This is a genomic window from Comamonas sp. Y33R10-2, assembly GCF_019355935.1.
Classification (GTDB): Bacteria; Pseudomonadota; Gammaproteobacteria; order Burkholderiales; family Burkholderiaceae_C; genus Comamonas.
Window position 1 is genome coordinate 3570318 of record NZ_CP079925.1, and the last position, 23160, is coordinate 3593477.

At 56.0% G+C, this 23160-nt stretch carries 18 protein-coding genes; 10 read left to right on the top strand and 8 right to left on the bottom strand.

Annotated elements, in window-relative coordinates; all coding sequences use genetic code 11:
* Positions 1-42 precede the first annotated feature (42 nt).
* The 4 genes from KUF54_RS16105 to rpoH all read right to left on the bottom strand — a co-directional run bounded on the left by KUF54_RS16105 (position 43) and on the right by rpoH (position 4052).
* Positions 43-975, bottom strand: coding sequence for a fatty acid desaturase (locus KUF54_RS16105; protein ID WP_219343764.1), 933 nt, complete (start codon positions 973-975; stop codon positions 43-45).
* On the bottom strand, positions 972-1718 hold the full coding sequence (locus KUF54_RS16110; RefSeq protein WP_219343765.1) for a sterol desaturase family protein: 747 nt from the start codon (positions 1716-1718) through the stop codon (positions 972-974). The genes KUF54_RS16105 and KUF54_RS16110 overlap by 4 nt, the downstream gene beginning before the upstream one ends.
* 257 nt (positions 1719-1975) lie before the next feature.
* Positions 1976-2965 carry a tripartite tricarboxylate transporter substrate binding protein gene (locus KUF54_RS16115; RefSeq protein ID WP_219343766.1) on the bottom strand — a complete coding sequence of 330 codons (990 nt, stop codon included), beginning with the start codon at positions 2963-2965 and terminating at the stop codon, positions 1976-1978.
* Between the two features lie 142 nt (positions 2966-3107).
* Positions 3108-4052, bottom strand: a complete 945-nt coding sequence (gene rpoH / locus KUF54_RS16120) for an RNA polymerase sigma factor RpoH (protein ID WP_219343767.1) — start codon at positions 4050-4052, stop codon at positions 3108-3110.
* A 403-nt stretch (positions 4053-4455) separates the two neighbouring features.
* Here rpoH and KUF54_RS16125 point away from each other — a divergent pair, with 403 nt between their 5' ends.
* From KUF54_RS16125 to pdeM, 4 genes are read left to right on the top strand one after another with little or no spacing between them, the layout of a single operon-like run.
* The gene (locus KUF54_RS16125) at positions 4456-5496 is read left to right on the top strand and encodes a ligase-associated DNA damage response exonuclease (RefSeq protein ID WP_219343768.1); all 1041 of its coding nucleotides are present in this window, start codon (positions 4456-4458) and stop codon (positions 5494-5496) included.
* Positions 5493-7157 carry an ATP-dependent DNA ligase gene (locus KUF54_RS16130; protein WP_219343769.1) on the top strand — a complete coding sequence of 555 codons (1665 nt, stop codon included), beginning with the start codon at positions 5493-5495 and terminating at the stop codon, positions 7155-7157. The genes KUF54_RS16125 and KUF54_RS16130 overlap by 4 nt, the downstream gene beginning before the upstream one ends.
* 9 nt (positions 7158-7166) lie before the next feature.
* Positions 7167-9698, top strand: a complete 2532-nt coding sequence (locus tag KUF54_RS16135) for a ligase-associated DNA damage response DEXH box helicase (RefSeq protein ID WP_219343770.1) — start codon at positions 7167-7169, stop codon at positions 9696-9698.
* Entirely contained in the window at positions 9698-10345 is a 648-nt protein-coding gene (gene pdeM, locus KUF54_RS16140) for a ligase-associated DNA damage response endonuclease PdeM (RefSeq protein ID WP_219343771.1), read from the top strand. The genes KUF54_RS16135 and pdeM overlap by 1 nt, the downstream gene beginning before the upstream one ends.
* A 218-nt stretch (positions 10346-10563) precedes the next feature.
* Here the strand turns inward: pdeM and KUF54_RS16145 are convergent, their stop codons facing one another.
* The 3 genes from KUF54_RS16145 to KUF54_RS16155 all read right to left on the bottom strand — a co-directional run bounded on the left by KUF54_RS16145 (position 10564) and on the right by KUF54_RS16155 (position 14924).
* A complete protein-coding gene (locus KUF54_RS16145; protein WP_219343772.1) occupies positions 10564-11499 on the bottom strand; it encodes a porin in 936 nt (311 codons plus the stop codon).
* Between the two features lie 232 nt (positions 11500-11731).
* Positions 11732-14131, bottom strand: coding sequence for a membrane-bound PQQ-dependent dehydrogenase, glucose/quinate/shikimate family (locus KUF54_RS16150; protein ID WP_255576170.1), 2400 nt, complete (start codon positions 14129-14131; stop codon positions 11732-11734).
* Positions 14132-14714: 583 nt separating this feature from the next.
* Positions 14715-14924 carry a hypothetical protein gene (locus KUF54_RS16155; protein ID WP_219343773.1) on the bottom strand — a complete coding sequence of 70 codons (210 nt, stop codon included), beginning with the start codon at positions 14922-14924 and terminating at the stop codon, positions 14715-14717.
* 1 nt (position 14925) lies between these two features.
* On the opposite strand from KUF54_RS16155, the gene KUF54_RS16160 reads away from it, so the two are divergent.
* From KUF54_RS16160 to cutA, 3 genes are all read left to right on the top strand, one after another.
* Complete coding sequence (locus tag KUF54_RS16160; protein WP_219343774.1) at positions 14926-15393, top strand: (2Fe-2S)-binding protein; 468 nt, start codon at positions 14926-14928, stop codon at positions 15391-15393.
* On the top strand, positions 15393-17699 hold the full coding sequence (locus KUF54_RS16165; RefSeq protein ID WP_219343775.1) for a xanthine dehydrogenase family protein molybdopterin-binding subunit: 2307 nt from the start codon (positions 15393-15395) through the stop codon (positions 17697-17699). Before KUF54_RS16160 ends, KUF54_RS16165 begins: the two co-directional genes overlap by 1 nt.
* A gap of 93 nt (positions 17700-17792) precedes the next feature.
* Positions 17793-18176 (top strand): divalent-cation tolerance protein CutA, encoded by a 384-nt coding sequence (cutA, locus tag KUF54_RS16170; protein WP_219343776.1) that lies wholly within the window; start codon positions 17793-17795, stop codon positions 18174-18176.
* Positions 18177-18319: 143 nt separating this feature from the next.
* Here the strand turns inward: cutA and ftsY are convergent, their stop codons facing one another.
* On the bottom strand, positions 18320-19483 hold the full coding sequence (gene ftsY, locus KUF54_RS16175; RefSeq protein WP_219343777.1) for a signal recognition particle-docking protein FtsY: 1164 nt from the start codon (positions 19481-19483) through the stop codon (positions 18320-18322).
* A gap of 64 nt (positions 19484-19547) precedes the next feature.
* Here ftsY and KUF54_RS16180 point away from each other — a divergent pair, with 64 nt between their 5' ends.
* From KUF54_RS16180 to rsmD, 3 genes are read left to right on the top strand one after another with little or no spacing between them, the layout of a single operon-like run.
* Positions 19548-20981, top strand: coding sequence for a pitrilysin family protein (locus tag KUF54_RS16180; protein ID WP_255576461.1), 1434 nt, complete (start codon positions 19548-19550; stop codon positions 20979-20981).
* Positions 20982-20998: 17 nt separating this feature from the next.
* Positions 20999-22351 carry a pitrilysin family protein gene (locus tag KUF54_RS16185; protein ID WP_219343779.1) on the top strand — a complete coding sequence of 451 codons (1353 nt, stop codon included), beginning with the start codon at positions 20999-21001 and terminating at the stop codon, positions 22349-22351.
* Positions 22348-23052, top strand: coding sequence for a 16S rRNA (guanine(966)-N(2))-methyltransferase RsmD (rsmD, locus tag KUF54_RS16190; protein WP_219343780.1), 705 nt, complete (start codon positions 22348-22350; stop codon positions 23050-23052). Before KUF54_RS16185 ends, rsmD begins: the two co-directional genes overlap by 4 nt.
* Positions 23053-23160 lie beyond the last annotated feature (108 nt).

Here is a 23160-nt window from a genome sequence, read left to right on the forward strand (position 1 = left end):
GGCGAAGCGCTTGTCTGAACCTGATTTGCGTAAGTCATGGTTTTATTCCACAGCGTCTGCTGGCATTTGCGGCTGGGTTCTTGCCGCGGGCCAGACTAGACCCAATACAAACACGCGACCCATATAGGGCAGCAGGCCACCCTCGTTCAATGCGGGTGTAACTCGCTGGCGGTAAATGCGCTCATGCAGCGTGGTCAGGTCAGACCAGTGGGCATGCGGGCATTCATGGTGCGCGGTGTGCAGGCCAATATTAAAAAGCAGGGGGTTGACCAGCCCCTCAAAGTTGCGCGCGTAGTTCAACTCGATACCGGGAGTAGCGCGCTGCGCTCTGGAAAGTGGCCTGCCATCGGCATGGGCGTGCTGCAGATAGTTGGTGGCCAGCAGCCAGTGCAGGCCGTGCAGTTGGGGGACGATGATGAAGATCAGCGCTTTTTGCCAGTCAAGCCACAGAAAGAATCCCCAGCTACCCAGCCACAGTGCGTACTGCCCCATGCAGTAGCGGAATGCGCCGGGCCAGCGAAGGCGCAGATTGTTCACCCAGCGAATAAACAGCGGGTACAGCACCAGCCCGGCTTGAATAGGGTGGATGAGGTAGCCCCAGAGGTGGTTGGTGTCACCGCCCCATTCGGGCCGGTAGGTGCGGGCCATATCAGGCGGGCCATGGCGAAAGCGGTGATGGTTGGCGACATGGGCTGGCCAGAACACAAAAGTGGGGTGGCCTTGCAGCATGGTGAGCCAGTAGTCAGTAGCGCGGTTCGTCCACCGGCCCCACCACATGCGCACATGGGTGTGGTTGTGGTGAATGACGCCGATGCCTAGCGTCAAAAAAAGCTCAATGCCGTAGAGGATGAAGTTGAAGCCATGCACCCATTGCCACCAGACAATCAGCGGCAGTATCAACATATAGAACACGGACTGCCAGTCGCGCCAGTGGCGCAAAGTGGGCAGCATGCGCTGGCTGGGGTGTTGGCTCATTCAGCGGCAGGTGCGCGGGTGTAGGCGGTCTTGACCTTGGTGCCCATGATCTGATCCATGAAGGGCAGCGCAAATCCATAGTTGCCCGCAGGGCGTGCGTGGTGAAGATGATGGCGGCGGCTTGCGGCAAGCGGGTGCGTGTCAGACACCTTGGGGAAAAAGTCGTAGTTGGCGTGGCCGATCAGGTTGAGGATGAGGCTCAAGACTGGCACAGAGGCCAGAGACCAGAAATAGAAGTCATGCACCAGCATGGGCAGCAAAATGATGTTGCCCAGCATCATTGCCTCAATGGGGTGAAAGCTGTAGGTGGACCAGGGTGTTGTCACCACAGAGCGATGGTGGTCACCGTGAAAGCGCACGAGGCTGCGGGTGTGGAGCAGGCGGTGGTTGATCCAGAAGTGCACATCATTCCAGATCAGCAAAATGATGATTTCTAGCGCTATACGGCCTGCGCTGGAGCTGGGATCCAAGTGTGCCCAGTCTAGTTGCAAAAAGCCCCAGGGCACGATCATGCCTATGCCAAATACCAAAATTGAATGAAAAGACTGACGCCATTCGCGGCGCAACTGATCGGGCTTGAGAGGGCGTGTGTCCAGCACTTGGCCAATCCCAAGTCGAGCAAGCGTGGAAGTGAGCGTGCCCATGATCAGGCCGCCCAGTAGATAAATGCCGCCGAAAAAAACCAGCCCCAACACCATGACTTGCCAAGCGTTGAGTTGCGTGAACCAGGTACCAGCGTCCATGAGGGCTCCGTAAACTGCGGGGCCGCTTATTAAAAAATGTGCCCGATGGGATAGTGTAAATGCATGCCTGTCGAACGCATGATATAGAACAGCTGGTATGGCTCAGAGCGTAATCTATGTGCGGTCTATGTAAGCCAATACCATTAATGCTGGCATGAATTCACAAAGAGGCAGCAAGCAAGAGCACTCCCACAGCGAGGCTATCGGCCCCCTTCAGAAGACAGAAGAGGAGGCGCGATTTGCCTCAGTGGGGTCGATTATTGGGCGGATATGCTTTGATCGCGAATGATGGTGCCCAGCGCCTTCACATCCTGCTGAATGCGGTTTTTCAAACCTTCGGGCGAGCTGCCCACGGCTTGCCAGCCTTGCATGGAGAGTTTTTGGCGCATTTCAGGCGTGCGCACAATGTCGCTAACTGCAGCAGCAAGCTTTTCGACATGAGCCTTAGCCATGGATTTGGGTGCGGCTACGGCATTCCAGATTTCCAGATCAAAGTTGCCTACGCCCAGCTCTTTCATGCTTGGCAGGCCGGGCGCCAGTGGGCTGCGTGCCTCAGAAGTCACGCCAATGCCGCGCAGTTTGCCCGCTTGAATCTGTGCCATGGCCAATGCGGGGGGCAGCATGGACAGCTTCAAGTCGCCGCCCTGAATGGCGTTGAAAACTTGCGGGTAGCCGGTGTAGGGAACATGCACGGCTTTAATAGCTGAGCGGCTCTTAAGCAACTCCATACCCAAATGGCCCACGGTTCCAACGCCCGGCGAGCCATAGCTCCATTGGTCGCCAGCTTTAGCGGCTGCTTCAAAGAAAGCCTTGCCTTGAGGGGCAGATGTAGGAGCTACCAGCACTAGCGGAGCTACGCCAATCAGGCTGACGGGTTGCAAGTCTTTGATGGGGTCATAGCGCACACTGGGGTTGAGCATTTTGGCAATGGTCATGTTGCCGTTGATCATTACGCTGAAGGTGTAGCCGTCGGCCTTGGCCACATACTCACCGGCAATGTTGCCGCCAGCGCCCACGCGGTTTTCCACGACGATGGTTTGCCCCAGTTTCTTCTCAAGCGGCTCGGCTAGTGCGCGAGCTGTTAAGTCGGGTGAAGAGCCTGCCGGGAAGCCAACAATCAGGCGTAAGGGCTTGTCGGGCCAGTTGTCTGCGGCCATCGCGGCTGGCGTGAATGCACTAGTCATCAAAGCAGTGCCTGCGGCAATCAAGCTGTGGCGAGACAGATGTTTCAAAGTGCGTTTGTGCATGGCAGGTCTCTTTTGTTTTGTTGGAGTGACAGTCCGCGTTGATGATTGTGAGGACAACGCCAAAAATGAAAAAACCCGGAAATTATCCGGGTTTTGTCTTCAGCATTTCAGCCTTTTCAAAGCCGTTGGCGCAAGTTGGTGATTACGCAAACTCAGCCAACGCTTTTTTCATCTTTTTCATAGCAGCCACTTCAATCTGGCGAATGCGCTCGGCGCTAACGCCATACTCGGCAGCAAGATCGTGGAGCGTCATGCCGCCAGAGCCGTCATCGTTGACTTGCAACCAGCGCTGCTCCACGATGCGGCGGCTGCGGTCATCCAGACCTTCAAGCGCCAGTGCCAAGCCATCCGTTGCCAGATGGTCACGCTGGCGTGACTCGATCATGGCGGTAGGCTCATGGTTGGCATCAGCCAAGTAGGCGATAGGGCCGTAAGCCTGCTCTCCATCATCGCTGGGCGAAGGGTCTAAAAGAACGTCGCCACCCGACAGGCGGGTTTCCATCTCCATGACTTCTTCGCGCTTGACGTTGAGCTTGGCAGCCACAGCGTCAATTTCTTTTGGAGTGAGGGTCTCCCGCATAACGGGTTCGCCGTCAGCCATCGCAGCATCTGACTTGAGCTCGTTTTTCATCGAGCGCAGGTTGAAGAACAGCTTGCGCTGGGCCTTGGTCGTCGCGACCTTGACCATGCGCCAGTTTTTTAGGATGTATTCGTGGATCTCAGCCTTGATCCAGTGCATGGCGTAGCTGACCAGACGCACACCCTGATCGGGGTCGAAACGTTTGACAGCCTTCATTAGGCCCACGTTGCCCTCTTGAATCAGGTCGCCGTGGGGCAGGCCGTAGCCCAAGTATTGGCGTGAAATGGACACAACCAAACGCAGGTGAGACATCACCAGACGCCCAGCGGCATCTAGATCGTTGTTATCTTTAAGCTTACGCGCATATGCCTGCTCTTCCTCAAGGGTGAGCATGGGCAGACGGTTGGCGGCCGAGATATAGGCATCCAGGTTGCCCAGCGGAGGTACCATCGCCCAAGGGTTAGAGGGTGCCAAGGCTGTAGCAATGGAGCCGGAGGCGATTGTCATTGCGGGTTTCCTTTCTTCCAAGAATCTCATGTTAGCACTCTGTTTGAGGGAGTGCTAAGGAGAAAGTTCCCGGCCTTTTGTAGGTTCAGAGAATTGACCGCAGTTGTCGATTCTTCTTGAGTTTTGTACTTTTGTTGGTTTTGACTGCGTTTTTCGTTGATCGGCACTCAGTTTCGAACTAATGGCACTTAGTTCTGAACACTTGATACATCTCTCAATGTGGATCTAGCTAGGCGTTGTTGCAAAAAAGGAGTTCGTCTCAAATGAGATCTGTGCTGCAGAGCCACGCTAACTAGAAAGGCCACTCGGCTTGACGTCTAAACGCGGTAATGCCTGACGCCTGCGTATTCACTTGCTTGGACAATTGCACGACCAATCATCATGGATGCTCTCGCATTTATTCATGCCAGATCTCATAACGCTGACGGATCGTGGCCTGTTTTGCCAAGCTGGAAACTTCTATATTGACGCTTGGAAGCCTGTACACAGAACCTTTGTCACCCATGGTCACGCAGACCATGCGCATACCGGCATGGATGAGTATTGGTGCGTACAAGAATGCGCCCCCATCTTGCAATGGCGACTGGGCGCCCAAAATTATCATTTCCTGCAATATGGTGAGCAAAGGAAGTTCGGCGATGTGACAGTGTCGCTGCACCCAGCTGGGCACATTCTGGGATCGGCCCAGGTGAGGGTGGAGCATCAGGGCGAAGTATGGGTATTTACAGGCGACTTCAAACGCGACCCCGACCCTACTTGTGCGCCTTACGAGGTCGTGCCTTGTGATGTGTTTATTTGCGAGGCAACCTTTGCCTTCCCTATTTACGCTTGGCCCAACATATACCTAGAAATAGATCGTTTGGTGCAATGGGTCGATATGTGCGCGCAAGATGGGAAAGTAGCACTGCTGTATGCCTACAGCTTAGGTAAAGCCCAGCGCGTGTTGGCCCATCTCACAGGCAGGCTAGCTCAACCCGTGCTGCTTCACGGCAGTATGGTGCGCGGTGTGCAGGTATACCGTGATGCAGGTGTTTCCATGGCGTCCAGCCAGCCGCTGCTGGAGTTGCCAGAGGACACCAACTTGGCAGGTCGCTTGGTAATAGCGCCGCCATCTGCGCAGAATTCCGCATGGGTCAAACGCCTCAAAGCCTATGAGCATGCTATGGCATCAGGCTGGATGCAGGTACGTGGCAATCGACGTCGGCGCAATGTCCACCGAGGCTTTGTGATTTCTGACCATGTGGATTGGCGCACCTTGATTTCCACCATCCAAGCCACCGGTGCACGGCGTGTGCTGGCCACACACGGAAATACTGATTTATTGATCCCTTATTTGCGGGACAACTTGGGGCTCCATGCCGAGCGCCTGCTCACCGTTTATGGTGATGAAGAAGGGCAAGAGCTGGCTGAGTCAAATGTAGTCGTTGAGGCGCCTGCCCCATGAATCAGTTCGCGTTGCTATACCAATCGCTTGATCAAGCCATTGGCACCAAAGCGCGCGAACATGCGCTCCAGCGCTATTTTTCTGAGGTAAGTAGCGCCGAAGCGAGCTGGGCTATTTTTGTGATTTCGGGCGGCAAAACCAATACTGGCCGCAATCGCATTGCGAACACCACGCAGTTGCGCGCTTGGCTTGGTGAGCTGGTGAAACTGCCGCATTGGATGGTGGATGATTGCTACCGGCAAGTCGGTGATTTGGGCGAGACCTTGGCGCTGCTGGTTGAAGCTCAAAGAGAGCAAGTGCAGATGGAGTGCGTGCAATTTCAGGGACAGGCAAATTGGCAGGTTCCGCACAATGACAGCACTTTGTTGCAATGGATTGAAGGCTTCTTGCTGCCTTTGGTGCACGAGCCCGAAACCGTTCGTAAGCAAGCTATTCAGTCGGCATGGCTGCAACTGGATGCTTGGCCACGGTTTGTGCTCAACAAGTTGCTCACCGGCTCCCTGCGCGTGGGGGTGTCTAAACGCATGTTGCAAACCAGCTTGGCGCCCTTGGCAGGCATAAGTTCTGCAGATATGGCGCATCGCCTGATTGGCGAGTGGATGCCTACACCTGCCGCTTATGACGCATTGATGCATCCTGACACTAGTGCCTTGGTGCTGAACAAACCCTATCCGTTTTATTTGGCTTCGCCCCTTCAAGATGACTTAAGCAGCTTGGGCCTTGAGTCCGAATGGCAAGCTGAGTGGAAATGGGACGGCATCCGAGTTCAGCTCGTGCGCCGTGAAGGAGTGCCTGCGTATTTATGGTCACGTGGGGAAGAACGTTTGGATGGGCGCTTTCCTGAGCTGGAAATGCAAGCGCTTCATCTGCCTGTCGGGGTGGTGCTTGATGGTGAGTTGCTGGCATGGGATGCAGAAAACGCCACACCACGACCTTTTGTGGCATTGCAAAAGCGCATTCAAAAACGAAGCCCCAGCCCTAAGCTGCAAAAACAAGTTCCAGTACACATCTTGTTTTATGACCTCTTGGAGTTAGATGGCATTGACTGGCGAAATCGACCCTTGCAAATGCGCAGGCAAGCATTGGTAGATCTGCTTTCAAGCATGTCCACTCCGCAGCTAAAAATCTCTCCAGAGGTGGAGTTTGAAAGATGGGAGGAGTTGCATGGACTGCGAGAACTATCGGGCTCACGTAATGCTGAAGGCTTGATGCTTAAGCAGCGCTGCGCTCCCTACTTAGAAGGGCGTAGGCGTGGAGCATGGTGGAAATGGAAGGTCGACCCGTACTCCATAGACGCTGTGCTTATCTATGCGCAAAGCGGAAGTGGCCGAAGAAGCACCTTGCACTCTGACTACACCTTCGCGGTATGGAACGACACAGGTGCTTTGGTCCCCATCGCCAAAGCATATTCGGGATTGACCGATGCAGAGCTCAAATCCATGGACAAATGGATTCGCAGCCACACCATAGAGCGTTTTGGACCTGTGCGCTCGGTACAGCCCGAGAAAGTGTTTGAAATCGCCTTTGAAGCTGTGAACCGATCTAGCCGCCACAAGTCCGGTGTTGCGGTGCGTTTTCCGCGCATTGTGCGTATGCGTGATGACAAAACTGCTGCCCAGGCCGATCACTTGAGCGCGTTGCTGGCACTGTGCAAAGACTAAGCACCTTCGATGCAGCAGCCCAACCCAAAAACTTCCATCGCGAAAAAAGCTTGGGCACAAGCTCGGTCTCGCTGGCTGGAATGGCTTAAAGCCCAAGGCATTGCTCCTGCGCGATTTCAGCAGCAAGCGTGGCAAGCCTATGCGGATGGTCAAAGCGGTTTGATCAGCGCTCCCACCGGAAGCGGCAAAACGTTGGCGGCCATCGGCGGCCCCCTCATTGAAGCGTTAGCGCTTCATTCATCAAACGATTCAGGTCCGCAACGGGGCGTGCGCATTTTGTGGATCACCCCGCTGAGGGCGCTTGCTAGCGACACCACAAAAAATTTGCTTCACCCTTTAGAAGCCCTACTACCTCAATGGCGCACCGCAATGCGCACGGGCGATGCGAGCGCCAAAGACCGTAATGCTGCAAAAAAAGGGCAAGTGCAATTGCTGGTGACGACGCCAGAGTCGCTGGCCATTTTGCTCACTAGCGAAGCGGGCAGTGACAGCTTTCGCACGCTGCAGTGCGTGGTGGTAGATGAATGGCACGAGTTGCTGCCCAGTAAACGTGGCGTCTTGCTGCAACTGAACTTAGCGCGTCTGCGGCGTTTGGCTCCTCAGATGCAGGTATGGGGGCTGTCAGCGACCATTGGCAATCTGGAGCAAGCCATGGATGTGCTGGTGCGAGAGCGTCGCGCCGAGGACCTGCACATCGTCCAAGACTCTCGCGTCAAAAAGTTTGATTTTCGAACGCTTATCCCGCCGCAATCCGTGCGCATACCGTGGGCCGGTCACCTGGGGTTATCGAATATCGGCGAAGTGCTCAAGCTGGTACTTGCCAAGACAAGCAGCATCATTTTTACCAACACTCGCGCTCAGGCTGAGCTGTGGTTCACAGCACTATCATCCGTGTGGCCGTTGGAAGAAAAAATGCTTGCGATTCACCATGGCTCACTCGATCAATCCATGCGCCTTGAAGTGGAAAATGCTCTGCGTCAGCAAAGCCTACGTTGCGTGATCGCCACCAGTAGTTTGGATTTAGGTGTAGATTTTCCCGCCGTCGACTTGGTCATACAAATTGGCGGCGCGCATTCCGTTTCTCGCACTGTGCAACGGGCAGGACGCGCCAAACACCGCCCCGGCCTACCGGTGCAAATCACCACCGTGGCCACTCAGGCGATGGATATGTGTGAATTTGCCGCCACGCGTGATTTAGCCCAAGCCCAGAAATTTGAACGAAGTACGCCTTTGCAGTTGTGCATGGATGTCTTGAGTCAGCACACCATGTCCATGGCATTGGTGGGTGGCTTTGATCGTGACGAATTGCTGGGCGAAGTGCGCACCACCGCGTCTTATGCGCAACTGAGCGACTCCCAGTGGCAACAGGTGCTGGATTTTTTGGTCTATGGCGGCCAAGCCCTAGATGCCTATCCGCAGTATCGTCGCTTGGTGCGTGGCGAAGACAAGCGTTACTACCCCGCTGACGAAAAAGTCGCGCGCCGGCAGCGCATGGCCATTGGTACGATTGCCGAGCAAAGCATGGTCAAAGTGCAGTTTTTGCGCGGTGCTCGGCTGGGCAGCGTAGAAGAAGGATTTATCAGCAAACTGTCACCCGGAGATGTCTTTAACTTTGCGGGACGCAGCTTAGAGCTATTCCGGGTAGAAAACCTCACCGCTTGGGTTCGCAAATCGTCCAAAGCGGGCACGGTGACACCGTCTTGGACGGGAGGCTTTTTACCGTTTTCCACCCAAGTGGGGCAGCGTATGAAAGCGTTACTGGCCCAATCGACCAGCAGCGTGTCTAAGCAAAGCTCGCCGGAGATGCTGTATTTGCAGCCCTTGCTGCAATTACAAGCTGGTCGCAGCCATGTCCCCTCTGAGCATGAACTTCTGATTGAAGTCATCGCCACAGGCCCTGCGCGTAGACGCCAGGCTGGCACTGCATCTTTAGGTCAGGCTTGGTTTATCTACCCATTCGCTGGCCGTGTGCTGCATGAAGGGTTAGCGCTGTTACTGGCTCAGCGGCTTTCAGTGCAACAAAAAAACACCTTTGCGTGGGCATGCAATCACATGGGGTTAATGCTGGTGCCAAGCGTCAAAATCGATGTGCAGACACTGGACTGGAGTGCAATATTGAGCACGGACAAACTAGAGGAAGACTTGGCTTTGGCGGTGAATTTTAGTGAGATCTCCAGAAGGCGATTTCGCGAAATTGCGCAGATTGCGGGGCTGCTTAACGCACGTATTCCCGGCATGAGCTTCAATACAAGGCAGTTGCAGGTCTCCGCAGGTTTGCTGTTTGATGTGCTTAGCAAATATGACCCCAAGCACCTGCTACTTGTAGCGGCCCAATCAGAAGCGATAGAGCGCGATCTTCACCTTGGCGAATTGCAGCAGTGTTTGCAAAACTTGAGGCGCCAGAACATCGTTATCACCCATCCACCCAAGCACACACCGTTTTCTTTTTCTCTTTGGGCAGAGTCAATGCGCGGCCAATTGAGCAATGAAAGTTGGGCAGAGCGAATACGTCGAGCCGCCCAGAAATTGGGCGAAACCTAGTGCTGGACATTTCCCTTTGCGGCCACCGTTTTATTGCCCATTCGCAGCGGGCGCTGTACTGGCCGGCACAGTCAATGCTGTTGATCGCCGACGTGCATTTGGGCAAAGCCGATACATTTCGCCAATTTGGCATTGGCGTACCCCAGCGCGTGCAGGAAAGCGACTTGGTAAGGCTAGAACACCTGCTGCAATACTTTCAACCTCAACGCTGTGTGGTCCTCGGCGATCTGGTGCATGGCCGGATATTGGGGCCAGGCACGGTACAGACTTGGAATGACTTAGTTCAGAGCCACCCCGGCACTGTCTTTGAGTTGATTTTGGGCAACCATGACCGAAACCTTCAACCTGTAGATCTGACACTTCAGTATGTGCATAAGAATCTGCAAATTGATGGCGTTTACCTAAGTCACGAGCCATTGACAACGCCAGAGCTATCTACGCACAACAGCCTTAACATTCATGGTCATATCCATTGCGCGGCGCGTGTGGACGGCAGTAGCAAGAAGTTACCTGCTTTGGCGTATTCGCCTCCCCATCTAAGCATGCCGGCGTTTTCAGAATTTACTGCGGGGATACAAGCGTCTGCAGGTTGCAAAAAAATCTGGGTATTTGCACCTGAAGATGATCTGGTTTGCCAGATTCGTTGAATAGCGCAAGAGTTTTGAGCGTTTGAGCGTTAACTCAATATGCTGCACATCCGGGTTTTTATCTTGAATCTATTTGCAGAACTGGACGTATTCGGGCTGCTCGGGTTTTGGGTAGCTCACCTCAAAATGGATTTGTGTAAGAGCGCCCGATGAAAGTTAATCCCTCAAACCCATTTTTAGCTTGGCTATAAACGGATTTGAGGGTATTCATTTAATAATTAAAACGAATGCGCAATACCTACATCAAATCCAGTTTTGTTGGTTTTGAAAGCACGGTCATGGGCGAGGTTGGTATAAATTCTCGTGCGCTTGGACAGCATGTAGTGATAGCCCACAGAAAATTTGTCTTGAACTGTGGTGTCCAAATCCTGATTATTCATTCGCGAATAGGATGCCATCAGCATGCCATGGGCCACCTTGCCTGAAGCGCCGACGGAATAGGAGCGAATGCTTTGATTGTCTTTGTTGCGGCCAAATCCGTAGAAGCTAAACACTTTCAGTGAATCATCACCCCAGCGTGCAGTCAGACTGTTCCATACATCATGCTGAGTGCCTTGATTTTCATGGCCGGCAGCCATGTAAAGTTTGCCGGTGGTATAGCTCGCTGCAGTGCTGTATGCGTTTTGAGTGCCTGTCACACCTTCACTGGGTGCGAAGGTCACGCCAAAACGGAAACCACCGCTTTTCACGTTGTAGTTAATGCCGTTATCAAAGCGGTAGGGGCTGGTGGCCTTACCCGTCATTGTTGTAATGCTGCTGCTAGCCCATGAATGCATGAATGGGTCTGCTGGGAGCATGGCGTACTCGTACGAAGGCGTGAACATGCGGCCCAGGCGAATTTGTCCGTAACGGCTTTCTAATCCCACCCAAGAGTCAGCATGCCAGTACTTCGCAGGGTTTGAGGATGCGCCTGTGTCTGCATTGAAGCGGTGTTGCAGGTGAAAAGAGGCTTTCCAGCCGCCACCCAGGTCTTCTTGACCTTTGAAGCCGACTCGGCTGGCAAGACCTTGCAGAACGCCGTAGTTGTCAGAGTTCACTGCGCGGCCCACGCCCAAGTCGACCATGCCATAAGCCGTCACATTCGATTGTGAATATGCGGTTTGAGCGAATGACAGCGCACTGGCCATAGCCAATGGAAAAATGATTTTCTTCATGTGAATGATTTAGAGATGTGTGGAGACTGGGTTTTGAATGCGTTTGAACATTCAAAAAATTGGGTGTTGATATAAGAAATTTTTCTTATATATGGCGATTTATTGGCGCTACAGATGGGAAGTGAAGTGCAGCCGCATTCACTTTTCATTTCTGTGATCTGCTGAAGGCCTGCATCAGTAACCAAGAAAAAGGGTGGCGTAATGGCCACCCTTTTATTGGAATGTGTTGGCCTTATTTCTTGGGCAACGCATAGGCGATCACGTAATCGCCCTTGTGCTTGGTCTGACGGGCACCGCCAGCAGAGATCACCACAAACTGGCGACCTGATTCAGGCGACAGGTAGGTGATAGGTGCAGCTTGCGCGCCCACAGGCATGCGCTGCTTCCACACTTCCTTACCGGTAGCGCTTTCGTAAGCACGGATGTAGTAATCCTGCGTACCAGCGTGGAACACCAGACCACCAGCGGTGGAGATTGGTGCGCCCAGTGCTGGCAGACCCAGAGGCACTGGCAGGCCGGTGCGGACACCAAACATTTCGCTGTCTTCCACCGTAGCGGTGGGAGTGCGCCATGCCACCTTCTGGGTGTTCAGGTCGATACCGACCATATTGCCCCACGAAGGTTGCTGGCAAGGCAGGCCCAGCACAGACATGAACGATGCACGCAGTGCAGCGTAAGGCACGCCGTTTTGCTGTGCGTTCTTCCAGCCGGCCTTAGGACCGTCTTGCTTCTTGAACTCTTCCAGCTTGGCCTTGGCAGTTTCGCCAGGCTCCAGCCACACCAGTTGAGGCATGTGGATGTCGTTGGTCACCAGCATGTTGGTGCGTGGGTCATACGTCATGCCACCCCAGTTGAAACCACCGTAGTAGCCGGGATAGACCAGAGTCAGCTTTTGCGATTCCAGCTTGGTGTAAGGACCTGCGTAGTTCAATTGCTTGAACTTGATGCGGCACAGCATCTGGTCGAACATGGTGGCACCCCACATGTCCGATTCCTTCATGTCCATCTGGCCCAGCTGGGGCATGGTGGACCAAGGCTGTGTCGGTGCAGCAGGCGCATCACCTTCTTGCACGTGCAGGTTAGGCACGGCGCGTTCTTCCACTGGCACCACGGGCTTGCCGGTGGCACGGTCCAGCACAAACAGCTGGTGGGTCTTAGTGGCCAAGATCACGGAAGGAGTCTTGCCACCCTTGCCGTCAGGCATGTCCACAAACATGGGGGGCGAACCATTGTCGTAGTCCCATGTGTCCATGTGCACGGCTTGGAAGTGCCAGGCTTCCTTGCCGGTCTTCACGTTCAGAGCCACCACCGATGTGGCGTACTTGTTCATTTCAGGCGTGCGGTGTGCACCCCAGAAGTCAGGTGTGGCGTTGCCCAGAGGGATGTAGACCAGACCCAGCTTGGCGTCATAGGCTGCATGCGACCAGAAGTTAGGCGTGCCCTTGGAGTAGGTTTCGCCCTTGGGAGGCATCATGCTGATATCGGGGTTACCCAGATCCCAGGCCCAGGCCAGCTCGCCAGTCTTGGCGTGGTAGCCGCGGATCACGCCCGAAGGCTCGTCCGTCTGAATGCCGTCAAACACCCAGCCGCCCAGCACGATGAAGTCGCCCGCCACCATAGGCTGCGAGTTGTTCATGTACCAGAAGTCAGGCAGGTTCTCGCCCAAGCCAGCGCTCAGGTCGGTGTAGCCCTTGCCGGTGTTGCCAAAGTTTTGGCAGACTTCACCCGTCTTGGCATCCAGTGCCCACAGGCGCGAGACCTTGTCGGTAGTGATGATGCGGGCATCGCACTTGCCATCGGCAGACTTTTGCTCAGCAGGCACTTCGTAGTAGCCCACGCCGCGGCAGCGGTTCCAATGGGGGCTCAGCTTGCCCTTGGAATCAAACGTCCACTTTTCCTTGCCGGTTTCAGCGTCCAGTGCAATCACCTTGTTCTGTGGAGTGCACAGATACAGGGAGTCGCCAATCTGGATAGGCGTGTTCTGGTCTTCGTTCGGGCCGCCGATATCGGCACCCGTACGGTAAGTCCATGCCACTTCCAGCTTGTTGACGTTGTCAGGCTTGATCTGGTCGAAAGGACCAAAGCGGTCACCACCGTCGTTGCGACCAAATTGGGTCCAGCGGTTTTCCACGCTGTTGGCATCGGTCACCACAGGCACTTGGTTAACCGACTCCGTACCCAGCTTGGCTGTGTTTTCCACGGTGTTCTGAGGCGTGAAGATCGACGCAGCACCCGCAGCCAGCACTACAGCTTGCACGGCAGCAGCGGGAATCGCCAGTTTTTTGGCAGAGGGGCACAGCGAACGCAGCGCCAGAGCCGCCACGAAGCCCAAGACAAGCACAGGGGCCAGACGTGGAACCAGAGCCCAGAAATTGGTGCCCGATTCAGCCAGCGACCACAGCACGGTGGCAATGACCACCACAAAGTACAGCAAGGCACCTTGTGCTTTGGCGCGCACCAGCAAAGCGCCGGCTACCAGCGTTGCGGCACCTGCCAGCAAGTAATACCAGGAGCCACCTAGCGAAGCCAGGCGAACACCACCTACCAGCAGAGCCAGGCCAACCAAGGCCAGGATCACGCCGTAAATTCGTGGCCACATTGCTGTGGACACGGAAACGTTCGTATTAGACATATCAGTCACATTCGGTTTGAAGTGGGCCGAATTCTAGGTGTTAACCCCAGATCCTGCAGACCAGTCTTTTATAAGAGTTGAACTAGCCAGCCCGACTTGGGGTGATCATCATCCTGATATGTAATGGTTACATTTAAATCATTTGTAAGTTGTTGTTGGATAACGATTTATTTGTTTTCAGTAATTACTGAAATACTCATAAATCTTGTAAAACCTTGCGCCCTTATCACCTTTGTGAGTGCTCGCTCCTGCGCGCAATGCGAGCTTGAAACGCTGTACCGAAAGCAAAAGGGGTGATGCCCGCACCCGCTATACAAGCCGCACTTTGAGCCTGTGATCTACGCAAAACGTAACAAATCCGCTCTGAAAGCGCGTGGTTCGCTGGCCATTGCGCTGCCCGCGAGCAAGGCTTGGTTGGAGTGCTTCGGTTGGAGGCCAATTCCGTCCATCTTTGGCGCTTCTACATGATTAAGGTAGCGCGCAAACGTGGCCGCGACCGCAATCCATGAGCAGGGTCTACGCTGCTGAGTAGCAGCCCGGTATGTGGGCCTAATATGTGGGCCTAAAAGGCTGCGGTGCAGGGTTACGTCAGCGGTGTGTTTGCTATTTTAAATATAGCTATATGTCTATGACTATCATAGGCTTTGGCATGATTTTTCAATTTTTGAGGTGAGCTGCCGCTACCTGCAAGCGGATGCACCTGCAACTCATGGTGGGGCCAAGGCAAGTTGCGGTTTGTATGCTTGTTTTTGGGCTTGATACCGGTCAGGCTTGCCTCTAACAAGGAGACCACGATGACAACTCTTGATATCAACGGACAGCGCAAGTCGGTGGACACGGTGCAGGAGACGCCACTGCTCTGGGTCTTGCGCGACGAGCTGGGCATGTGCGGCACCAAGTTTGGTTGCGGCATGGCTTTGTGCGGGGCCTGCACAGTCCACATGGATGGGCAGCCCATTCGCTCCTGCATCACCCCCATCTCGGCGCTTGAGGGCAAGAAGATTTCTACCATCGAAAGTATGGAGTCTGACCGCGTGGGCAAGGTGGTGCAGGCGGCTTGGGTGGAGCTGGGCGTGGCGCAGTGCGGCTACTGCCAAGGCGGCCAGATCATGACGGCGGTAGGCTTGCTCAAGACCAATGGCAAGCCCACGGATAAACAGATTGATGAAGCGATGAGCGGCAACATTTGCCGCTGCGGCACGTACCCGCGCATTCGTGCAGCGATCAAGCTGGCAGCGCAGCGCCTGCAGGGAGCCAAGTAATGCAAGAAATCTCAACATTGCCTGAAGTTTCACGCCGCGCCTTGTTGCAAGGCAGCGCCGGTTTAGTTTTTAGTTTGGCGGTAACTGCACAGGGCGTGGTGCTTGCGCAAGAGGCCAAGGCTGAGGCTAAAAAATACGGCGCAGACTCCATGCCCGGCGGCACGGTGGATGACCCGCTGGTCTTTGTCAGCATTGCGGCTGATGGCACGGTGACCATTGTTGCGCACCGCGCTGAGATGGGCACTGGCGTGCGCACCAGCTTGCCCATGGTGGTGGCCGATGAGCTAGAAGCGCGCTGGGACAAGGTCAGCGTGATTCAAGCGCCGGGCAATGAAGCCAAATACGGCAACCAAAACGTAGATGGCTCGCGCAGCGTGCGCCACTTCTTTGCGCCCATGCGCCGCGTAGGTGCGGCTGCGCGCCAAATGCTAGAAGCTGCTGCGGCTGCGCGCTGGGGCGTGCCGGTGGATCAAGTCAAGGCGGTACAGCATGAGGTAATTCACACCGCCACAGGCAAGCGCCTTGGCTATGGCGAGCTGGCGGCGGATGCTGCCAAGCAGCCTGTGCCCAAGGGCGATGCGCTGCGACTCAAAACGCCTGCGCAGTTTCGCTACATCGGCAAGGGCAAGCTGGGGGTGGTGGATTTGGCCAACATAGGTCAGGGCAAGGCCGTCTATGGGCAAGACAAGCATCTGCCGGGCATGGTGTTTGCCGTGGTGGCCCGCCCTGCGGTGCTGGGCGCCAAGCTGCGCAGCTATCAAAAAGACAAGGCACTGGCCGTGCCCGGCGTGAAGTCGCTGGTGGAAATTCCGGCCTACAAGGGTGCTCCTGCATTCCAGCCTTTAGGTGGTGTGGCCGTGGTGGCGCGCAATACCTGGGCCGCCATGAAGGGGCGCGAGGCGCTGGCGATCGAGTGGGATGAGGGCGCTCACGCCAGCTATGACTCGGTTGAATACCGCAAAGAGTTGGAGAAAGCGGCCAACAGCCCGGGCAAGGTGTTGCGCAGCAACGGCGATTTGGACTCAGCGGTAAAAAAGGCGGGCGATAAAGCGCTGGTGAAGGCTGATTACTACGTACCGCACTTGGCTCACGCATCTATGGAGCCGCCTACGGCGACGGTGCTGCTGGCGGCCGACAAAAGCCGTTGCGAAGTTTGGACTTCGGTGCAAGCGCCAGAAGCGGCGCGGGGGCTGGTTGCCGCCGCGCTGGGTTTGAAAGCTGAGCAAGTCACCATCAATGTGCTGCTGCTGGGCGGCGCTTTTGGCCGCAAGTCCAAACCAGATTTTGCGGTGGAGGCTGCGCTGATTGCCCAAACCATGCCGGGCACCCCCGTCAAAGTGGTTTGGACGCGTGATGATGACATTCAGCACGACTTCTATCACGCTGTAGCTGCAGACCATTTGGAGGCTACGTTGGGCACGAATGGTTTGCCCCAGACTTGGCTGCATCGATCGGCAGCGCCCACGATTGCCTCGCTGTTTCAAGAAGGTGCCAAGGGACAAAGCAGCATGGAGATGGGGATGGGGGCGATCAATATGCCCTATGACATTCCGAATGTGCGCATTGAGACTGGCGAGGTGCAGGCCCATACCCGTATCGGCTGGTTCCGCGCGGTCTACAACATTCCCCATGCGTTTGCGGCGCAAAGCTTTATTGCCGAGCTAGCCCACCGCGCAGGCAAAGACCACAAGCAATATGCGCTGGAGCTGATTGGCCCGCCGCGCAAGCTCAACCCCGAAAAGGATTTGGGCGATGGCTGGAACTACACCGAATCGCCCACGCTGTACCCCTATGACACTGGGCGTTTGCGTGACGTGATTGAAGCCGCGACACGCGGCGCGCGCTGGGGCAGAAAATTGCCCAAAGGTCATGGACTGGGGCTGGCTTTTTGCTATAGCTTTATGAGCTACTCGGCCGTGGTGGTTGAAGCAGCGGTGGATGACAAAGGCCATGTGAAAGTCATTGCTGTGGATACGGCGCTGGACTGCGGCCCGCAGATCAACCCCGAGCGTATTCGCTCACAGCTCGAAGGCGGCGTCATCATGGGGATGAGTCTGGCCATGAGCAGCGAAATTACCTTTGCCAAGGGGCGCGTGCAGCAAAGCAACTTCCACGACTTTGAAGTGCTGCGCTATGCCGATCAGCCGCAGACCATTCGCACGCATTTGGTGGGTGGCGGCATTGATGTGCCGATTGGCGGTGTGGGTGAGCCGCCGCTGCCGGCTGTGGCCCCTGCATTGGCCAACGCTATTTTTGCGGCCACGGGCAAGCGCTTGAGGGCGCTGCCGATTCGTCAAGTCAGCTAAAAGCCTGCGGACTATGAAAGCCGGTGGCCTTGAGTGCTGCCGGCTTTTTTCATGGGTAAAAAAATGGATTGGGTTGCGGACTAGACTGAATGAATGAGCACCTTAACTAGCCCGACGGCATCTTTACTAGGCAGTCACTCCGACAGCCACACCTCTAGCCAATGGGTCACGCTCTGCGTGGTCTCCACCACGATGGGTGATGCAGCAGAGGCCGAAGACATGGCGCGTGCATTGGTCGCAGCGAAGGCGGCAGCTTGTGTGCAGACAGAGCGCATTACCTCGTATTACGAATGGGACGGCGTTCTGCAGTCATCACCAGAGTGGCGCTTGCTCTGCAAGACCCTGCCCGAGGTCTTGCCTCGCCTGACGCAGCTGATGCGGGACAAACACAGCTACAAGGTGCCGCAAATCACCATGCGTACCGAGCTTTGTTTAAGCGATTACGGCCAATGGCTCAAGCTGCAGGTAAAGGGCTGAATGCATTGACTGAATGCCGGCTGAATGAAAAAGGAGCGCCTTGTGCGCTCCTTTTTTGATGGGTTAATAGATAAATTGGCTTTAAGTCCATATCCAGTATGGACTAGTAGCTATCAAATTTGATGTGGCCTAGGATGAATACTTCAGGACAGCAGAGCCTGCGAGAACTCGCGGGCGCTGAATGTCTCCAAGTCTTCAATCTTCTCACCCACACCGATGAAGTAGACGGGAATAGGGCGCTCCTGCGCAATCGCGGCCAGTACGCCGCCCTTGGCGGTGCCGTCTAGCTTGGTCACGATCAAGCCGGTCAGCTGCAGCGCATCATCAAAGGCGCGCACTTGGGCCAAAGCGTTCTGGCCCGTGTTGCCGTCAATGACCAGCAGCACCTCATGCGGGGCCGTGCCGTCGGCCTTGTTGACGACGCGCTTGATTTTTTTCAGCTCTTCCATCAAGTGCAGCTGGGTCGGCAGGCGACCGGCGGTATCAACCAGCACCACATCTTTTTTGCGTGCCTTGCCGGCAGAAACTGCATCAAAGCTCACAGCAGCGGGGTCGCCGCCTTCTTGGCTGATGATTTCTACGGTGTTGCGGTTGGCCCAAACGCCTAACTGCTCACGCGCTGCTGCGCGGAAGGTGTCGGCGGCGGCCAGCAGCACGGTCTGGTCGCTGTCTGCCAAGTGCTTGGTCAGCTTGCCAATCGACGTGGTCTTGCCTGCGCCGTTAACGCCAGCGACCATCACCACGGTGGGCTGGTGCTCGCCAATACTCAATTGCTTTTCCAGCGGCTTGAGCAAATCGGTCAGGGCATCGGCCAGCAGCGCTTTGACGGCGGCAGGCTCGGTGGTCTTAGTCTCTTTAACGCGGCGCTTTAAGTCATCCAGCAGGTGCTGGGTGGCTTTGACGCCGGTATCCGCCATCAGCAGCGCGTCTTCAAGCTCTTCATAAAGAGCATCGTTGATTTGCGTGCCGGTAAAGACGGTGGCGATGCTAGAGCCGGTCTTGCGCAGGCCGGCCTTTAAGCGCTCAGTCCAGCTTTGGCGAGAATTTTCCGCCTGCGGCTTTGCTGTAGGCTCGGGGGCTGCTACAAAATCTGCAGTGGCTGGCGCTGCTTCGGATTGTTTGTCGGCTCCGCCGCCAAAGGGCTTGCGCCACCATGAGCTGCTTGGGCTCTCGGTGGGTGCCGCAGGCGTATCCTGTGGGATGGGCTTGGACTCGATAACAGGAGCGGGCGCAGCAGCTGCCGAGGCAGCTGGCGTGGGCTCCACCGCATTGGGCGGGCTGGGCTTTTTCTTGAAAAAACTGAACATTGGCTGGTTTTTAGAATCACATCATTCTATGAAACATGTACTCGCACTCCCTGCATTGGGCTTAATGGCCTGTTTAAGCGCTGGGGCAGTCTTGGCTGCACCGGGCGCTTCGTTAAAACCCGTGCCTGCGGCGGCGGCAGAAGCTGCGCCGCTGGTGCAGCAATTTACGTTGAAAAATGGCATGCAGCTGATTGTGCAGCCAGACCGACGCGCCCCCACTGCGGTGCATATGGTTTGGGTGCGCGTGGGTTCTGTCGATGAGGTCGATGGCACCACTGGTGTGGCCCATGCGCTGGAGCACATGATGTTCAAGGGCTCCAAAACCGTCAAGCCGGGTGACTTTTCCCGCCGCGTGGCGGCTCTGGGCGGTCAGGAAAACGCTTTTACTTCGCGTGATTACACGGGCTACTACCAGCAAATCCCTGCAAACCGCCTTGAAGATGTGATGAAGCTGGAGTCCGACCGCTTTGCCAACAACCAGTGGGCAGATTCAGAGTTTAAGAAAGAAATTGAGGTCATCAAGGAAGAGCGCCGCATGCGCACTGATGACCAGCCCCGTGCCATGCTGATGGAGCAGTTGATGGCGGCGACTTTTATGGCGTCTCCTAACCGCCGCCCTGTGGTGGGCTGGATGAGCGATCTGCACTCCATGACGGCTGATGATGCGCGAGCGTTTTACAAGCGCTGGTATGTGCCGGCCAATGCCGCCGTAGTCATCGTGGGCGATGTGAATGTCAATCAGGTGCGCGCTTGGGCTGAGAAATATTACGGCAGCACCCCGACCCGCGCCGTGCCCGAGCGCAAGCCGCAAACCGAGCCCGCACAGATCGGCGTGCGCCGCATTGAGGTCAAGCAGCCCGCAGAGCAAGCCTATATCGCCATGGCTTACCGCGCTCCCAGCTTGAAGAATGTGGAAAAAATGCAGGCCGAGGATAAAGAAGCGCTGGCGCTGCTGGTGTTGTCTGCCGTGCTCGATGGTTATGACGGTGCCCGTTTAGAGCGGGCCTTGGTGCAGGGCGAAGGTCAGGCCAATGGCCGTGTGGCTGATAGCGCTGGTAGCTCGGCCAGCATCATGGGCCGCGGCCCCAGCCTGTTCATGCTGACTGGCGTGCCCGCCAAGGGCAAGACCGTGGCCGATGTGGAAGCCGCCTTGCGCGCCCAGATCAAGAAAGTGGCTGACGAAGGCATTCAAGAAGACGAGCTCAAGCGCGTCAAGATTCAGTGGATGGCCTCTAACGTGTATGGGCGTGACTCCGTCATGGGTCAGGCGCAAAGCTTGGGCAGCTATTGGATTCAGGGCATGCCTCTGGATGCTGAGGACAAGCTGCTGGCGCAGTTGCAAAATGTGACTTCGGATGAGGTCAAAGCCGTAGCAGCCAAATACTTTGGCGACGATCAGCTCACCATCGGTACCTTGAATCCCCAGCCTCTACCGGCTGGCGGTAAGCCCCAGCGCCCTATGTCGGGCAAGGCTGATGCAGGCACTTCATTGCACTAAGCACAGCGGAGAAACACATGAAAACTATGAAAAAGATAGCTGCTAGTGCTTTTGTTGTAAGCGCTGGAATGGGTTTTTTAACCCAATCGGCTTGGGCGCTGCTGCCTATTGAACACTGGACACAGCCCAGCGGCGCGCAGGTGTGGCTGGTGCAAAGCCCCGGCATCCCTATGGTGGATGTGCAAATGGACTTTGACGCCGGCAGCCGCCGCAATCCTGAAGGTCAAGCCGGACTTGCTGCCGCCGTGGCCATGATGACCTCCAAGGGCATCAAGGCCGCGGGCGATGCGCCTGCGCTGGATGAGAATGCACTGGGTCAGGCTTGGGCCGATCTGGGGGCGAGCTTTGGCGCGAATGCAGGTCGCGACAGCTTTACCTTTGGACTGCGTACCTTGACGGTGCCTGATTTGCAGCAAAAAGCGGTATCTTTGGCTGCGCGCCAAATAGCTGCCCCTGGCTGGCCCGATGCCGTGTGGCAGCGTGACCGCGAGCGCTGGAGCGCATCCATCAAAGAATCTGATACCCGCCCCGGCACGCAGGCCTCCAAGGCCTTGCGCAAAGGCGTGTTTGGCAACTCTCCCTATGGTTATCAAACCACGGTGGATAGTTTGGCCAAGATTGATATCTCGGCCATGCAAGCCTTTCACTCGACGCTGATTAAGGCATGCCGCGCCAAAGTGAGCGTGGTGGGGGCAGTCAGCCGCGAGCAAGCCGATGCAATGGTCAAGCAGTTGCTAGGCCCGTTGCAGGCCACAAACGGCAATGACTGCGCGCCCTTGCCAGAAGTCGCCAAGGTGCCGGATTTGACCGAGGCCAAGGTGGAGAACATTGCGTTTGAGTCGGCTCAGGCCCAGGTGCTCATCGGCCAGCCCGGCATTGCCCGCAGCAGCCCAGACTTTTTGGCCGTGATGGTGGGTAACCATATCTTGGGTGGCGGTGGTTTTACCTCACGCTTGATGGAAGAAGTGCGTGAAAAGCGCGGCCTGACCTATGGCGTTAGCAGCGATTACTCTCCCGGTCTCGATCGCGGCGCGTTCACGATCAGCCTGAAAACGCGTCCTGATCAAGCCGCTGAGGCGCTGAAAGTCTCGCAAGATGTGCTGCGCAAGTTCATCACAGAAGGCCCGACAGACAAAGAGTTGAAGGCAGCCAAGGATAATCTGGTCGGCGGCTTCGCGCTGCGCATAGACAGCAACCGCAAGCTGTTGGGCAATGTCTCCAACATTGCCTGGAACGGCTTGCCACTTGATTACCTTGAGCACTGGACGGATCGCGTTCAGGCGCTCACCACCAAAGACGTGAAGGAAGCCATGCAGCGCATGGTGCAACCTGATCGCATGGTGACTATTACCCTCGGAGCTAAGCCATGAGCCGCAGCGCCATCAAACTACACACCCCCGCAGGCCGCAAGGCACTAGACAAGATGATTACCGAGGCCGAACGCAAGGCCCAAGAACTGGCCGCGACCAAACCCGGTCGTCCCGGTGCAGCCAAAGGCGCTTCAGCGACGGGCAAAAGCACGGGCGCGGGCGAAATTCGCATCGTTGGCGGCCAGTGGCGCCGCACGCGCCTGGCTGTGGCGCAAAAGCCCGGTCTGCGCCCCACGCCTGATCGCGTGCGCGAGACCTTGTTCAATTGGCTGGGCCAAGACCTGACAAACTGGAAATGTCTGGATGCCTTTGCCGGCACCGGCGCTTTGGGCTTTGAAGCCGCATCGCGCGGCGCCACCAGCGTCATCATGAATGAGCAAGACCCGGCGCTGGTGCAACAGTTGCAGCGCCTGCAGCAAAAGCTCGATGCCAAGATGGTACGCGTGCAGCGTGGCGATGGCCTTAGCTGCCTGAAGACGGCTGCCGGGCAAGATCTGATCTTGTTGGACCCGCCATTTGAGAGCCCTGATCTGTTTGAGCCTTCGGTGGCGGCTGCCGCTGCTGCGCTCAATGATGGCGGCTTCATCTACCTCGAAGCGCCAGAGGCTTGGTCTGAAGAGCGTTTGCTGGAGATGGGGCTTGAGCGTTACCGATATCTGAAGGCTGGCGCGGTGCACGCCCATTTGTTGAAAAAGCAATAAGCATTCAAACATTAATTTGCTATTGATATAAGAGCTGCTAGCGCTGATTAATAAAGCGCTAGCAGCTCTTTTTTATGAAAAAACAGCTTGCTTTGAGGCTGGATGCAT

Excerpts from the sequence above, each read along its gene's own strand:
- KUF54_RS16185 (WP_219343779.1), top strand. The coding sequence starts at position 20,999 with ATGAAAACTATGAAAAAGATAGCTGCTAGTGCTTTTGTTGTAAGCGCT.
- rsmD (WP_219343780.1), top strand. The coding sequence starts at position 22,348 with ATGAGCCGCAGCGCCATCAAACTACACACCCCCGCAGGCCGCAAGGCA.
- rpoH (WP_219343767.1), bottom strand. The coding sequence starts at position 4,052 with ATGACAATCGCCTCCGGCTCCATTGCTACAGCCTTGGCACCCTCTAAC.
- KUF54_RS16125 (WP_219343768.1), top strand. The coding sequence starts at position 4,456 with ATGCCAGATCTCATAACGCTGACGGATCGTGGCCTGTTTTGCCAAGCT.
- KUF54_RS16130 (WP_219343769.1), top strand. The coding sequence starts at position 5,493 with ATGAATCAGTTCGCGTTGCTATACCAATCGCTTGATCAAGCCATTGGC.
- KUF54_RS16180 (WP_255576461.1), top strand. The coding sequence starts at position 19,548 with ATGGCCTGTTTAAGCGCTGGGGCAGTCTTGGCTGCACCGGGCGCTTCG.
- KUF54_RS16150 (WP_255576170.1), bottom strand. The coding sequence starts at position 14,131 with ATGTCTAATACGAACGTTTCCGTGTCCACAGCAATGTGGCCACGAATT.
- KUF54_RS16115 (WP_219343766.1), bottom strand. The coding sequence starts at position 2,965 with ATGCACAAACGCACTTTGAAACATCTGTCTCGCCACAGCTTGATTGCC.
- KUF54_RS16160 (WP_219343774.1), top strand. The coding sequence starts at position 14,926 with ATGACAACTCTTGATATCAACGGACAGCGCAAGTCGGTGGACACGGTG.
- cutA (WP_219343776.1), top strand. The coding sequence starts at position 17,793 with ATGAGCACCTTAACTAGCCCGACGGCATCTTTACTAGGCAGTCACTCC.
- KUF54_RS16165 (WP_219343775.1), top strand. The coding sequence starts at position 15,393 with ATGCAAGAAATCTCAACATTGCCTGAAGTTTCACGCCGCGCCTTGTTG.
- KUF54_RS16145 (WP_219343772.1), bottom strand. The coding sequence starts at position 11,499 with ATGAAGAAAATCATTTTTCCATTGGCTATGGCCAGTGCGCTGTCATTC.
- KUF54_RS16110 (WP_219343765.1), bottom strand. The coding sequence starts at position 1,718 with ATGGACGCTGGTACCTGGTTCACGCAACTCAACGCTTGGCAAGTCATG.
- ftsY (WP_219343777.1), bottom strand. The coding sequence starts at position 19,483 with ATGTTCAGTTTTTTCAAGAAAAAGCCCAGCCCGCCCAATGCGGTGGAG.
- KUF54_RS16105 (WP_219343764.1), bottom strand. The coding sequence starts at position 975 with ATGAGCCAACACCCCAGCCAGCGCATGCTGCCCACTTTGCGCCACTGG.
- KUF54_RS16135 (WP_219343770.1), top strand. The coding sequence starts at position 7,167 with ATGCAGCAGCCCAACCCAAAAACTTCCATCGCGAAAAAAGCTTGGGCA.